10 protein-coding genes are annotated in these 12,303 nt (G+C 71.5%); 5 read left to right on the top strand and 5 right to left on the bottom strand.

All coding sequences use genetic code 11. The features are described 5' to 3' along the window. Positions 1-7: 7 nt before the first annotated feature. Positions 8-1,435 (bottom strand): FAD-dependent oxidoreductase, encoded by a 1,428-nt coding sequence (locus tag ACFOWE_RS02795; RefSeq protein WP_377285156.1) that lies wholly within the window; start codon positions 1,433-1,435, stop codon positions 8-10. A gap of 204 nt (positions 1,436-1,639) precedes the next feature. Here ACFOWE_RS02795 and ACFOWE_RS02790 point away from each other — a divergent pair, with 204 nt between their 5' ends. Then, a complete protein-coding gene (locus ACFOWE_RS02790) occupies positions 1,640-2,392 on the top strand; it encodes an SDR family NAD(P)-dependent oxidoreductase (protein ID WP_377285155.1) in 753 nt (250 codons plus the stop codon). 244 nt (positions 2,393-2,636) lie between these two features. On the opposite strand, the gene ACFOWE_RS02785 is transcribed toward ACFOWE_RS02790, so the two are convergent. After that, positions 2,637-4,196 (bottom strand): methyltransferase domain-containing protein, encoded by a 1,560-nt coding sequence (locus tag ACFOWE_RS02785; protein WP_377285154.1) that lies wholly within the window; start codon positions 4,194-4,196, stop codon positions 2,637-2,639. 149 nt (positions 4,197-4,345) lie between these two features. Here ACFOWE_RS02785 and ACFOWE_RS02780 point away from each other — a divergent pair, with 149 nt between their 5' ends. After that, complete coding sequence (locus tag ACFOWE_RS02780) at positions 4,346-5,170, top strand: methyltransferase domain-containing protein (protein ID WP_377285153.1); 825 nt, start codon at positions 4,346-4,348, stop codon at positions 5,168-5,170. Between the two features lie 80 nt (positions 5,171-5,250). Here the strand turns inward: ACFOWE_RS02780 and ACFOWE_RS02775 are convergent, their stop codons facing one another. After that, positions 5,251-6,504 (bottom strand): acyl-CoA dehydrogenase family protein, encoded by a 1,254-nt coding sequence (locus ACFOWE_RS02775; RefSeq protein WP_377285152.1) that lies wholly within the window; start codon positions 6,502-6,504, stop codon positions 5,251-5,253. Positions 6,505-6,774: 270 nt separating this feature from the next. Here ACFOWE_RS02775 and ACFOWE_RS02770 point away from each other — a divergent pair, with 270 nt between their 5' ends. The 3 genes from ACFOWE_RS02770 to ACFOWE_RS02760 are packed head-to-tail and all read left to right on the top strand — an operon-like array spanning position 6,775 to position 10,351. Further along, positions 6,775-8,088, top strand: coding sequence for a nucleotide disphospho-sugar-binding domain-containing protein (locus ACFOWE_RS02770; protein WP_377285151.1), 1,314 nt, complete (start codon positions 6,775-6,777; stop codon positions 8,086-8,088). 20 nt (positions 8,089-8,108) lie between these two features. After that, positions 8,109-9,350, top strand: coding sequence for a class I SAM-dependent methyltransferase (locus ACFOWE_RS02765; RefSeq protein WP_377285150.1), 1,242 nt, complete (start codon positions 8,109-8,111; stop codon positions 9,348-9,350). 8 nt (positions 9,351-9,358) lie between these two features. Continuing rightward, complete coding sequence (locus tag ACFOWE_RS02760; protein ID WP_377285149.1) at positions 9,359-10,351, top strand: Gfo/Idh/MocA family protein; 993 nt, start codon at positions 9,359-9,361, stop codon at positions 10,349-10,351. Positions 10,352-10,431: 80 nt separating this feature from the next. On the opposite strand, the gene ACFOWE_RS02755 is transcribed toward ACFOWE_RS02760, so the two are convergent. Both ACFOWE_RS02755 and ACFOWE_RS02750 read right to left on the bottom strand, forming a co-directional pair. Continuing rightward, positions 10,432-11,628: a DegT/DnrJ/EryC1/StrS family aminotransferase gene (locus tag ACFOWE_RS02755; RefSeq protein ID WP_377285148.1), complete on the bottom strand. Its 1,197-nt coding sequence runs from the start codon at positions 11,626-11,628 to the stop codon at positions 10,432-10,434. A gap of 38 nt (positions 11,629-11,666) precedes the next feature. After that, positions 11,667-12,296: an NUDIX domain-containing protein gene (locus ACFOWE_RS02750; protein ID WP_377285147.1), complete on the bottom strand. Its 630-nt coding sequence runs from the start codon at positions 12,294-12,296 to the stop codon at positions 11,667-11,669. Between the last annotated feature and the right edge of the window lie 7 nt (positions 12,297-12,303).

The following is a 12,303-nucleotide window of genomic DNA, read 5'->3' as shown; positions in this document are numbered from 1 at the left end:
CCCTGTCTCAGGACAGCTGCGCCGTCTCTCGCTTCTCTTCCGGCTTCTCGTCCGGCAGGGGGAGGGCGGCCCAGCTCGCGACGCGGTCCGGGCTCTCCGGGGTCAGGCCGGTCAGGGCCAGCAGCACGCGCAGGAGGAACGCCGGCCGCTGCAGCGTGGAGGGGTGCTCCACCTGGCCCGACACCCGCATGTACGCCGCGGTGATCCTGCTGTCCCGCGTGGCGGCCTTCTGGATGAGGGCCATCATCTTCTGCTCGATCTTCAGGGAGAGCGGGCGCTCGCCCTCGACGCCGGGGAAGCTCAGGTCCACGTTGTGGGTCATCTGCCACGCCGGGTCGATGATGTTGGCGGCCAGGTCGCGGAAGTAGTCCAGGGGCACGGGGTGGGCGCCGGTGTGGAGATGGTCGCGGATCGTCAGCGCGGAGAGCGCGGCGACCGTCATCCCGCCCGCGTACACCGGGTTGAAGCAGGACACCGCGTCACCGACCACCAGCAGCCCGTCGGGGAAACGTGGCATGTCCTCGTAGCGGCGGCGCAGCGTGGTCGGGAAGCTGAACTTGACCGGCTCGTCGAGCGGCTCGGCCTTGACCACGGCCTCGTAGATCTCCGGGACGCCCAGCGTCTTGACCCACCTGTACAGGCCCTCCTGGTCGGTGGGCGGGTGGTCGCCGAGGATCCCGTACGTGGTCATCTCGACCCGGCCGCCGTCGGTCTTCGCGAAGATCACGCCGCGCGGGTTGCCGGGATGCGCGATGCTGTTGATGGACAGGTCGCCCAGGTAGGGGTCGGTGCGCAGGCGGTAGTGCTGGGTCACGTAGGCCAGGCCGATCTTCTTGCGGTCCTCCTTGACCCGCGGGTAGCCCAGGTCCTCCAGCCAGATCGGGGTGCGCGAGCCCCTGCCCGTGGCGTCGACGACGAGGTCGGCGGTCAGGATCTCCTCACCGCGGTCGCCGTCGAGATCGTGCACCCGCACGCCGGTGACGCGGCTGTTGTCCGGCGTCGCCACCAGCCCCAGGATGTCCTGGCGCTCGGCGAAGCGCACGTTGGGGATGGCGTTGGTGCGCTCCCTGACGTGGTGCTCGAGCTTGGGCCGGCTGGGGCCGATGCAGAGCATGTCGGCGTTCCGCTGCTTGAGCCGCTTGCCGCGGACGTACCAGCGGACGCTCCCGGCCAGGTCGCCCTTGGGCACACCGTCGGCGAGCATCTCCTCGGTGATGCCGGGGTACATATCCTCGATGGCCCGCTGACCCCGGGTGAGCAGTCCGTTGATGTGCCGGCTCTGCGGACAGCCTCGGCGTGGCCCGTCCACTCCCAGAAGCTCATCGCGGTCCACCACGACGACCTCGTCGTACGCGTCGGAGAGCACTCTGGCCGCGAACAGCCCGCCCAGACTGCCGCCGAGCACCACCGCACGGGTACCGACATCGTTGCCCATAGTGGTCTTCTCCTTGAATTCCGGTGTTGCTCAGCCGCATATGCGAGGCGGTCGGATACTGGCCTGAGCGTGACTTCTGACCGCGTTCATCGTCCGGCCCCGGCATTCGGCCGCGCATCTCCAGGAATGCTTCGCCCGACAATCCGGAAAAATCATCGCAATTAAGGAGATGTAACCGAGAGAGGTGAATGTGAGCCTAACTCCATGGCGGAGTTCGAAGGAAAAACCGTACTGATCACCGGCGGCGGCAGCGGCATGGGCCTGGCGACCGCGCGACGGCTCGTGGCGGAGGGGGCGAGCGTCGTGCTCGCCGGGCGCAGCCGGGAGCGGCTGGCCACCGCGGAGAAGGCACTGGACGCCGGCGACCGGGTGCTGACCGTGCCCACCGACGTGTCCCGGGTCGCCGACCTGGACCGGCTCCAGGACGAGGTCCGGCGGCGCTTCGGCCGCCTGCACGGGGTCTTCGCGAACGCGGGCATAGCGCAGTTCGCCCGCAGCGCGGAGGTGTCCGAGGCCGACTTCGACCACGTCGTCGGGATCAACTTCAAAGGCGTCTACTTCACCGTCCAGAAGTCGCTGCCCCTGCTGGAGGACGGGGGCTCGATCGTCGTCAACGGCTCCTGGCTGGCCCACCGCGGCCTGGCCTTCACCTCCGTCTACGCGGCCGCCAAGGCCGCCGTGGTCAACCTGACCCGGACCCTGGCCTCGGACCTGGGCCCCCGGGGCATCCGGGTCAACGCCGTCAGCCCCGGCTACGTCGTCACGGAGATGTTCGAACGCATCTCCGACACCGAGGAGGCGAAGGAGACCTGCCGCAGCCACGTGGCGCTGGGCCGGCTCGGCGCCGCCGAGGACGTCGCCGACGCGGCCTGCTTCCTGCTGTCGCCCCGCAGCTCGTACATCACCGGACAGGAGATCGCCGTCGACGGCGGGCTGACGACGTCCGTCCCCCTGTGACGGCAGCGGACAAAAGCAACGGACAAAAAGCAGCGGCCGGGAGAGGGACATCGCCTCTCCCGGCCCTTTCCCGTGCTCTCTCCCGGTCCTTTCCCGCGCCCTTCCTCCGTGTCCTCCGTGTCCTCCGTGCCCTTCCTCCGTGCCCGGCACGGCAGCCGGGCCGTACCGGGCGCGGATCCCGTGCCCGCGGCCGCCGCCCGCCCCGGCGTCCGCCGGCGGAGAACCGCGCCGGCGGACGCCGGGCTCAGCCCTCCCGCTCGGCCGTGATGAAGACGAACGTGCCGGGACCGGACATGTCACGCACCTTCAGGCCCGCGTCCGCCAGCCACCGGCGGAGCTCCTCCCGTTCGAAGAGCAGCATGCCCTCCGGACGGCTGGGGAAGAAGTGGGACGCCTGGAAATGGCGGGCGACCGGGTCGGGGTCGAACAGGAAGGTCATCATGGTCAGGACGCCGCCCGGACGCAGGACGCGGCCCATCTCCGTGATCGCCTCGGCCGCGTCGTCGGGGAACGCCTGGAGCGCGTTCCAGCAGTTCACCGCCGCGAAGGAGGCGTCCTCGAAGGGCAGCTGCAGCGCGCTGGCCCGGACCGCCGGCACCTCCGGCAGCCTGCCCCGGAGCACGGTCAGCATGGGCAGCCCCATGTCCAGGGCGATCAGCCGGTCGGCTCCGACCGCGCCGGCCACCACCTCGGTCCACCGGCCGGCGCCGGCGGCCAGGTCGAGGACCGGCCCCTCCACACCCGCCAGGCGACCGGCGATGTAGCGGTCCTCGGCGTCGGGCGTCACCTCGTCGCCCCAGTTCGCACCGGCGATCCGGAGGAAGGCGGGCCGGAGCACGGCCTCGTAGTACAGGCCCATGCTCGGCATCTCGGCCAGCTTCTGGAGCAGGCCGGCGGTCGCCTCGTCGGTGGCACCCGCCACGCCGAACGTGGTCTCCTTGACCCCCTCGGAGAGGTCGAGGATGCCCCGCGCGAGGGGGTAGCGCAGCGCGCACGCCCCGCACCGGACGTGGTCGTCCTCGAACGACAGGCGGCCCCGGCAGGCCGAGCAGCGCAGCGCGCCGGCGTGGCGGCCGAAGGCGTCCAGGCCGAGCTCCGGCGCGGGCGGCGGGTCGTAGGACTCGGGCTCCGGGCCGATCGCCGCCGGCGTGCCGTACCTGACGGCCCAGTACGCCTTCGCGCCCGAGTACCCGAGGACGGTCCGGGTGTCGTTGTGCCAGTTGGTGGCGATCTGCTCAGGCGTCAGGCTCCTGATCCACGCCCTGTCGTACTCCCGCTCCTGCTCGGTCAGCTTCCACACGGACGGCGACGGCCACACCCGGCCGAGATCCGGCCGTTCCGGGTCCAGGTGCCGCAGGTTGCGGTCCAGCCGGGTCAGGTCGTCGGCGTCCAGGCCGAGCGGCGCCACTGCCTCCAGGATCCGGTCGCGGTCGTCCGGGAAGTGCGAGAGCAGGTAGAGCAGGGCGAGCGTCAGCGGGTCGTCCTTGGCGCCGCCTGCCAGCAGGCCGAGGTAGAGGTCGATGCCCTCCCGCACCGCCCGGGAGAGCGGGCCGCCGGCGGCCGGGTACTCGGACTCGGCGAGCAGTCCGAGCAGGACCGCGAGATAGCCCTGCCGTCCGGCGTCCGCGCGTCCCAGCTCCGCCACGAGGAGCGGCACCGCGGGCGGCGCCGCGTCCGTGGCGACCCCCTCGTGCCACAACTCGCCGACCAGCCGCAGATAGCTCTCCCCCACCGAGTCGAGCGGCGCCGTCGAGAACTGCGCGATCAGGTCTGCGACCTCCGTGCGGACTGTGGAAACGGTCATGTCATGGGTCCTCTCGCGATGAGAAGCAGGGCGAATCGCGGCAGTTCCCCATAATCACCCGCGTGCTTTCCTCCGGCATCTCTGTGCGTGCGTACCATCCAGCAACCGGGGAGATGCGGCCGCCCGCGATTACCCGGCTAATTCAGAACATGGAAACCATCGGCACGTCGGAAATCGGCACGCACTACGACGAGCGTTCTCCGATCACGGATGAATTGCGCGACGGCCAGGTGCACATGTGGTACTGGTACGACGACGAGGACGACGCCCCGCTCAGGGACGCCGTGCACCGCATCACCCGGAAGGTCACCGACACCCTCGGCCTCCGCCCGGGAGAGCGGCTGCTGGACGCCGGCTGCGGGCCCGGCGAGACCGCGGTCTTCCTCGCCGGGCGGTACGGGGTGGAGGTCACCGGGATCACGCTGAGCGGCTACGAGCTCGACCAGGCCGCCCGGCGCTCGGCGGCGAACGGCGTGACGCACCTGACGCGCTTCGAACGCGCCGACTACATGGCGCTGCCCTTCCCCGACGGCTCCTTCGACGCCGTGCTGGCGCTGGAGTCGCTGCAGAACGCGCCCGACCCCGGCCGGGTCTTCTCCGAGTTCTTCCGGGTGCTGCGCCCGGGCGGCCGGGTCTCCTTCTCCGATTTCAGCCTGGAGTCGGAGAAGGAACCGGAGCGGGTGGCCACCTTCATGTCCACTCTGAAGCTGCCGCAGCTTCCGACGCTGGACGGATGGCTGGGGTACGCCAGGGCGGCCGGCTTCGAGATCGAGGAGTACACCCAGTGCGGCCCGCGGGTGTACGGGCGCAAGTCCAAGTACATCAAGGCCGCGCTGGGCCGGCGGGAGGAACTGCTGGCCAAGTTCGGCGAGGAGGCGCTCGCCGAGTTCGCCAGCCGGCACCACGGCTTCTTCGTGCCCCGCAAGGACCAGATCGGCTATGTGATCGTCTCGGCCCGCAGACCGCGCGGCTGAGCCCGGCGGGGCGACCGGCCGCGAGGACGAGCCCCCGCCGACCGCGTCCGGCACCGTCGGCGGACGCGGTCGGCGGGGGCTCAGGCGTGTGCGTCCTCCGCCACGCCGAACCTGGCCTTGGCCAGTTCCCGCTTGGCGATGGTCGACAGGAAGACGGCGAAGCCGGCGTGGCTGTGGAACATCGACATGTCCCGCCAGACCCGCTCGATGCGCTCCCCCCGGCGGACCGCGCTCGAGCCCGCCGTCGGGAACAGGTGGTCGGCGACCGCCCTCCAGCACAGCTCGACCACCTGGTGGCAGACGGCCGCGATGCGCATCTCCAGCTCCCGGGTGATCGCCGCCGGGCCCCGGGCACTGGCCTCGCGCCACTCCCGCACGGTGTTGAGCACCGCCGCCTCACCCGTGGCGATCATGCCGGCGGCCTGGCCGTACCAGAACTGGTAGTCGGGGTCGTGCGTGCGGGGGAGGTTGGGCGGGAACGGAGCGGTCCTGGCCCGCATCAGGTCCTCGTAGGCGTCGAGCGCGCCGCGCGCCATGCCCACGGCGAGGATGGCGTCCTCGATCACCATGAAGCTGAGCTGGCCGCCGCCGTACTCGGGGTTGCCGTGCAGTTCCCGGCCGGGCGTGCCGTCCGTGACGGTCACCTGGCTGATGTGGGTGTCCATGGTGTGGTGGGCGGGAACGAGCGCGTCGCGCATGGTGATGCCGTGCGACCCGCTGCCCTTGAGGCCCAGCTGGGCCCCCCAGTCGTCGAGCCGGGTCCACTCGCTGCGCGGGGCGATGAACATCATCGGGCGGGGAGGCTCCCCCTCGGCGGGCGAGACCATGGTGTGGCCGAGGAAGTGGGTGGCGTACGGGGAGCCGGAGCAGTAGTTCCAGGTGCCGTTGAGCCGCCAGTCCCCCTCGGGGGTGCGTTCGGCGGTCCCGCTCGGGACGACGGTGGCCGGGCAGATGAAGTCGCCGCCGCCGAACAGCTCGGCCTGGGTGCGCTCGTCGAACAGCGAGGCCACCACGAGCGCGTGGGAGGCCCCCAGGCAGTACATCCACCCGGTGGACGGGCAGGCCCGCGTCAGAGCCATCACGACCCGGGCGAAGGTGTCGACACCGAATTCGTAGCCGCCGAAACGGCGTGGGACGAGGATCCGGTAGAGACCCGCCTCCCGGAACGCCTCGTGCGTGTCCGCGGCGTAGTACCCCCGTTCCTCCGTCTCCGCCTGGCGTTCGACGAGCGATGCCGCGATGGCCTCGGCCCGGGCGACGACCTCTTCCGGCGTCAGGCCGGGCTCCGGCGGAGAAGTGTGGGCGTGCTGAGAAAGGTCCGTGGCTACAGCCATCCGCATGAATCCTTTGGATCCGGATTTACCGAGAACAAGAGCCGCCCCGCCCACTTTCGTCGGGCGCGGCCTCTCCGGCACCTTCTGGAATGCGGATCCGGGCCTGGGCGGTGACCGTTCCCGCGCGGCGCAACCACGCAATTCAGAAGACGCCGGCGGAGCGGCCCGTCGCGATACTGGGGTCCGGGCGCCGTCCCGGGCCCGCGCGCACCGGCCGGCCGCCGCCCGCGCTCGCTGATCGCCCCAGTGAAAGTCAGTGAAAGGACTCCGATGCGGATCCTGTTCGTCACCAATCCCTTCCGGGCGCATCTGTACGTCCAGGTCCCCATGGCGTGGGCCCTGCGCACCGCCGGGCACGAGGTGTGCGTCGCCGCCCCTCCGGACATGGCCGAATCCGTCGCCCACACCGGGCTGCCCGGCGTCTCCGTCGGCCCCGCACTGCGCCTGGAGGAGAAGATGGCGAACGCCGTCCCCGGCGACCAGCCCATGAGGATGACCCCCACGGACCCTCCGGAGCGTTTCGGCCCCTGCGACCCCCGGGGCCTGCGGACCGGCAGATCCGCCCAGAGCGACTACGGCTGGGACGACCCGCACGTCGAGCTGGAGGACTTCACCGCGGGCGTGCGCGACGTCTTCTTCCCCGAGGAGACCTTCGACGACCTGGTGGACTTCGCCCGGGCATGGCGCCCCGACCTGGTCGTCACCGACCCCACCGCCTTCCCGGGCGCCGTCGCGGCCCGGGTCGTCGGCGCGGCCCACGCCCGCATGCTGTGGAGCGTGGACCGCGTGGCCCAGCTGCGCGCCGCGTGCCGGTCGGCCCCGGGCTCCGGGACGGACCCGCTGCGGCAGTGGCTGGGGCCCGTCCTCGAGCGGTTCGGCTGCGAGTTCGACGAGACCGTCGCGCTCGGGAACTGGACCATCTCCCCCTCCCCTCCCTGGATCTGGCAGCCCGAGGGGGTGCACCACCTGCCCGTGCGCAACATCCCCTTCAACGGCCCCGCCACCACCCCCCGGTGGGTCTTCGAGCGGCCCGCCCGCAGGCGCGTCTGCATCACCCAGGGCATCTCCCACCGGGACGCGACCATCGGCGGGTCCTCCTCCGCCCGGGCGCTGTTCGAGGCGGTCGCCGACCTCGACATCGAGGTCGTCGCCACCCTCAACGCCCACCAGGTCGGTTCGGTCCCCGTCCCCGACAACGTCCGCGTCGTCGACTTCGTGCCGCTCAACGCCCTGCTGCCCAGCTGCTCGGCGTTCGTCCACGAAGGCGGGACGGGAGCCTTCGCCGCCGCGCTCGAGCACGGCGTCCCCCAGATCGTGGTCCCCAACGACTTCAAGGTCGAGAAATGGGGCGGGCCTCTGGCGATGGGACTCGGCCTCGAACGCCGCGGGGCCGGCGTCTACGCCGGCAACTCCAGCACCTTCACCGCGGACGCGCTCCGCGACAGCCTCAAGCGGGTCCTGGAGGACCCCTCCTACGCCGCCGGCGCCGCCCGGCTCCGCACCGAGTACACGTCGATGCCCGGCCCCAACGACGTCGTGCCCGCGCTGGAGAGGCTCACCGCCCGATACCGCACAGCACGCTGACGAACCCAGTGGAGAGCATCATGGACATCATCGAGTGCACCGAGTGCCGCATCTGCGGGAACCGTGACCTGCTACCGGTGCTCGACCTGGGGGTCCAGGCGCTGACGGGGGTCTTCCCCCGCAGCCTCGACGAGATCGTGCCGTCGGCCCCGCTGGAACTCGTCAAGTGCTCCCCGGACGGTTGCGGGCTGGTGCAGCTGCGGCACACCGCCGACCTCTCCCTGATGTACGGCGACCGCTACGGATACCGCTCCGGCATCCGGCCCTTCATGATCAACCATCTGCACGGCAAGGTCGCCAGGCTCACCGGCATGGTCGACCTGAACGGCGCCGACCTAGTCGTCGACATCGGCAGCAACGACTCCACGCTGCTGCAGGGATACTCGGTCGACGGCCTCACCCTGGTCGGCGTCGACCCCACGGGTGAGAAGTGGCGGCACTACTACCCGGACCACATCGACCTGATCCCGGACTTCTTCTCCAAGGACGTCCTCACCGAGCGGTACGGCGACCGCAAGGCCAAGATCGTGACTTCGATCGCCATGTTCTACGACCTGCCCGACCCGGTCGGGTTCATGACCGACGTGCGCGACATCCTCGCGGACGACGGGGTGTGGCTGGTCGAGATGAGCGACGCGGGCTCGATGGTGGAGTCGCTGGCGTACGACGCGGTGTGCCAGGAGCACCTGGAGTACTACGCGTTCAGCCAGATCGAGTGGATGGCCGGACGTGTCGGGCTCACCGTGACGTCGGCCGAGATCACCGACGTCAACGGCGGCAGCCTGTGCGTCACCCTGGTGAAGGACCCCGGCCGGCACAAGATCGACACTGACTCGATCGAGCGGGTCCGCCGCCGGGAGGCCAGGCTCGGGCTGGCCGACACGGCCACGTACGAGACCTTCGCCCGCCGGGTCCGCACGCACCGCGACGAGCTGCGCGCCTTCCTGGACGACTCACGCGCCGCCGGCAGGCTGACCCTGGGGTACGGGGCGTCGACCAAGGGCAACGTGCTGCTCCAGTACTGCGGGATCGGTCCCGAGGACCTGCCGTGCATCGGCGAGGTCAGCCCGGAGAAGCACGGCTGCTTCACGCCCGGCACCCGCATCCCCATCGTCTCGGAGGAGGAGGCCAAGGCGCGCCGCCCCGACCAGCTGCTGGTGCTGCCGTGGGTGCACCGCAACGGGTTCGTCGAGCGGGAGCAGGACTTCCTGGCGGCGGGCGGGAAGATGGCGTTCCCGCTGCCCGCCGTCTCCGTGGTCTGACGGCGCCCATGGACGGCGCCCTGCGCATCGGCGTGCTCGGCTGCTCGGCGTTCGGCGACCGCAGCATGCTGCCCGCCATCCGGGACAACCCCGCGGTCCGCCTGGTCGCCGTGGCGAGCCGGGACCGCGCCAGGGCCGCGGCCTTCGCGGAGAAGTTCCGCTGCGAGCCCGTGACGGGTTACCGGAACCTGATCCGCCGTACGGACGTCGACGCCGTGTACGTCGCGCTCCCCAACGCCCTGCACCACGAGTGGGCGCGGGCCGCGCTGGAGGCCGGCAAGCACGTCCTGTCGGAGAAGCCGCTGGCCGTCACGGTCCGGGAGACCGTCGCGCTGGCCAGGCTCGCCGGTGAGCGCGGCCTGGTCCTGCGGGAGAACTTCGGCTTCCTGCACCACGGCCAGCACCGGCGCGTGCGCGCCCTGCTGGACGAGGGCCGCATCGGCCGGCTGCGGCACCTGGAGGCGTCCTTCTGCTTCCCGCCCCTGCCCGACGGCGACGTGCGGTACCGGCCCGAGCTGGGTGGCGGGGCCCTGCTCGACGTCGGCGTCTATCCGGTGCGGGCGATGCAGTACTTCCTCGGCGATGACCTGACCGTGGCGGGCGCCGTGCTGCGGCGCGACCCGCGTTCCGGTGTGGACGTCGCCGGCGGCTTCGTCGCCCACTCGGCGGACGGCGTGATCGCCACGGGGAACTTCGGCTTCGAGCACGGTTTCGGCTCGCGCTACCGGCTCTGGGGCAGCACCGGCCAGATCATCGTGGAGCGGGCCTTCACACCGCCTCCCTGGTACACCCCGACCCTGCGCATCGTGTCCCAGAACCATGTCGAGGAGCTCACCCTGCCCGCCGAGCACCAGCTCAACGCGGGTTTGACGGCGTTCGCCGGAGCGGTCGAGGCCGCCCGCGCCCACGGGCACGACCCGCACCACCGCGAATGGGCGGCGACGGCCGTCCGCACCGCCGAGCTGACCGCCCGCATCGGCGAGGCGGCGCGCCGGATCTGATCTCCACCGATCCCGCGCGCAACCGGCCGGGATCGGTCAGGTCTGACCGATCCCGGCCGGGACGGCGCCGGGATCCCCGCTCAGGCCGCCCGCCCCCTGCTGCGCCGGGCGGCGACGCGGGCGCGCACCTCGGTGACGACCCGGTCGACGTCGGCGTCGGACAGCGACTGGTGGATCGGCAGGAGCAGCGTCCTGGCCGCCGCGGCCTCCGCCCGCGGCAGCACGGCGTCCGACCCGTACGCCGCGACCTGGTGCATGAGGGGGTACCTGAAGGTGGTGTAGATGCCGCGCTCGAAGAGGTCGCGCGCGATCTCGTCACGGATGTCGTCCTCGAACTGCAGCCAGTACATGAAGTACGAGGACGTGTGCCCGGCGGGCAGCGGGGGCGGCACACGCACGCCGGCCACGCCGGCCAGTCCCGCGTCGTAGGCCCGGGCGACCTCCCTGCGGCGGGCGACGAACTCCTCGAGCCTGCTCAGCTGGACGACACCGATGGCGGACAGCACGTCGTTGGTGGTGGAGCGGCCGGAGAACGACACGACGTCGTAGTCCCACCAGCGGGTCTTCGAACGCAGCGCCTGGTCGTAGCCGCTCTGGAAGGACGTGGGCGCGGAGCGGGCGGCGCTGCGCGGCTCCAGGCCGAGATAGGCGACCTTGGGCGCCCGGGCGGCGAGCTCGGGGTCGCGGACGTACAGCATCCCGCCGTCCACGGTGACCACCATCTTGGCGTGGTCGAAGCTCCACATGCCCATGTCGCCGAACGTGCCGCAGGCCTGGCCGTCCACGGTGGAGGCGATCGCCAGGGCGGCGTCCTCGATCAGGTGGACGCCGCGGGCGCGGCACAGCTCCGCGATCTCGGTGACGGCACCCGGGTGGCCCCCGTAGTGCAGGACCACCACGGCTCTGGTGCGCTCGGTCAGCACCGCCTCGACGTCGGCCACGCCCGGATTCAGCGTGTGCTCGTCGACATCGCAGAAGACGGGCCGCGCGCCGCGGGCGGCGATCGCGTTGCCGGCGGCGACGAAGCTCACCGTAGGCAGCACGACCTCGTCACCGGGACGGAGGCCGAGCAGCTCCATCGCGACGAACGTGGCCGAGCTGCACGAGTTGGTCGAGGTGACGTGCTCGCGGCCCACACCGAGGTGCCGGGCGAAGGCCTCCTCGAACTCGCCGGTTCGGGGGCCCCGGCCGACCCAGTTGCTCTCGAACACCTCCCGCACCGCTGCGAGCTCACGCTCGCCCAGCGACGGCTGCACAACATTGATCATGTTCCCCATCGGGACTCCTCGCCTCGGGTCGGACATGGCAGGACGGGCTACGGGACGGGCCGGTCGCCGTGGTGACGCGCGGGTCCCGCGCTCCGCCGGGCGGGGCCGTGCACGGCGGCGGGCGCTCCGTGAGTCCGCTCGTGCATCAGCAGCAGCAGATACGCGGCCACGGTGGAGTCGTCGCGGATGCCGCCGTCGCGGATCATCTGCTCGAACTCCGCGCGCGGGACCCAGCGGTGCCGCATGTCCTGCTCCTCGTGCTCGCGCTGGGGCGTGCCCGCGCTCAGACCGGTGGCCAGGAACACGGTGAAGGCCTGCCCGCTGGCGCCGTGCCAGCCGAAGAGCGTGCCGAGCGGTGTCCACGACGCCGCCCGCAGACCGGTCTCCTCTGCCAGCTCGGCACGGGCCAGCTCCTCCGCCGTGCCCGTCCGCCCCTGGGGGAAGCAGCCCTGGGGGAACTCCCAGTACCGTCCGCGTATCGGGTACCGGTACTGCTCGACCATGTGGAACCCGCCGTCGTCGGCGGCGATCACCACGGCGTAGTCGGGCCTGTCGACCACCGAGTAGATGCCGCGGGTGCCGTCCGGACGCTCCACCACGTCCTCACGCAGCGACAGCCAGCGGTTGCGGTACACCTCACGCGTCGAGACGGTCCTGATGGTGCCGGGCAGGGTCATGCGGTTC

The organism is Planomonospora corallina (genome assembly GCF_042650625.1).
In the GTDB taxonomy this organism is placed as follows: domain Bacteria; phylum Actinomycetota; class Actinomycetes; order Streptosporangiales; family Streptosporangiaceae; genus Planomonospora_B; species Planomonospora_B corallina.
This window is presented reverse-complemented; position numbering and strand designations above follow the sequence as displayed.

Bases quoted from the DNA above. Each gene is read 5' to 3' on its own strand.
- ACFOWE_RS02780 (WP_377285153.1), top strand. From the start codon at position 4,346: ATGGAAACCATCGGCACGTCGGAAATCGGCACGCACTACGACGAGCGT.
- ACFOWE_RS02785 (WP_377285154.1), bottom strand. From the start codon at position 4,196: ATGACCGTTTCCACAGTCCGCACGGAGGTCGCAGACCTGATCGCGCAG.
- ACFOWE_RS02790 (WP_377285155.1), top strand. From the start codon at position 1,640: ATGGCGGAGTTCGAAGGAAAAACCGTACTGATCACCGGCGGCGGCAGC.
- ACFOWE_RS02775 (WP_377285152.1), bottom strand. From the start codon at position 6,504: ATGGCTGTAGCCACGGACCTTTCTCAGCACGCCCACACTTCTCCGCCG.
- ACFOWE_RS02765 (WP_377285150.1), top strand. From the start codon at position 8,109: ATGGACATCATCGAGTGCACCGAGTGCCGCATCTGCGGGAACCGTGAC.
- ACFOWE_RS02770 (WP_377285151.1), top strand. From the start codon at position 6,775: ATGCGGATCCTGTTCGTCACCAATCCCTTCCGGGCGCATCTGTACGTC.
- ACFOWE_RS02755 (WP_377285148.1), bottom strand. From the start codon at position 11,628: ATGGGGAACATGATCAATGTTGTGCAGCCGTCGCTGGGCGAGCGTGAG.
- ACFOWE_RS02760 (WP_377285149.1), top strand. From the start codon at position 9,359: ATGGACGGCGCCCTGCGCATCGGCGTGCTCGGCTGCTCGGCGTTCGGC.
- ACFOWE_RS02795 (WP_377285156.1), bottom strand. From the start codon at position 1,435: ATGGGCAACGATGTCGGTACCCGTGCGGTGGTGCTCGGCGGCAGTCTG.
- ACFOWE_RS02750 (WP_377285147.1), bottom strand. From the start codon at position 12,296: ATGACCCTGCCCGGCACCATCAGGACCGTCTCGACGCGTGAGGTGTAC.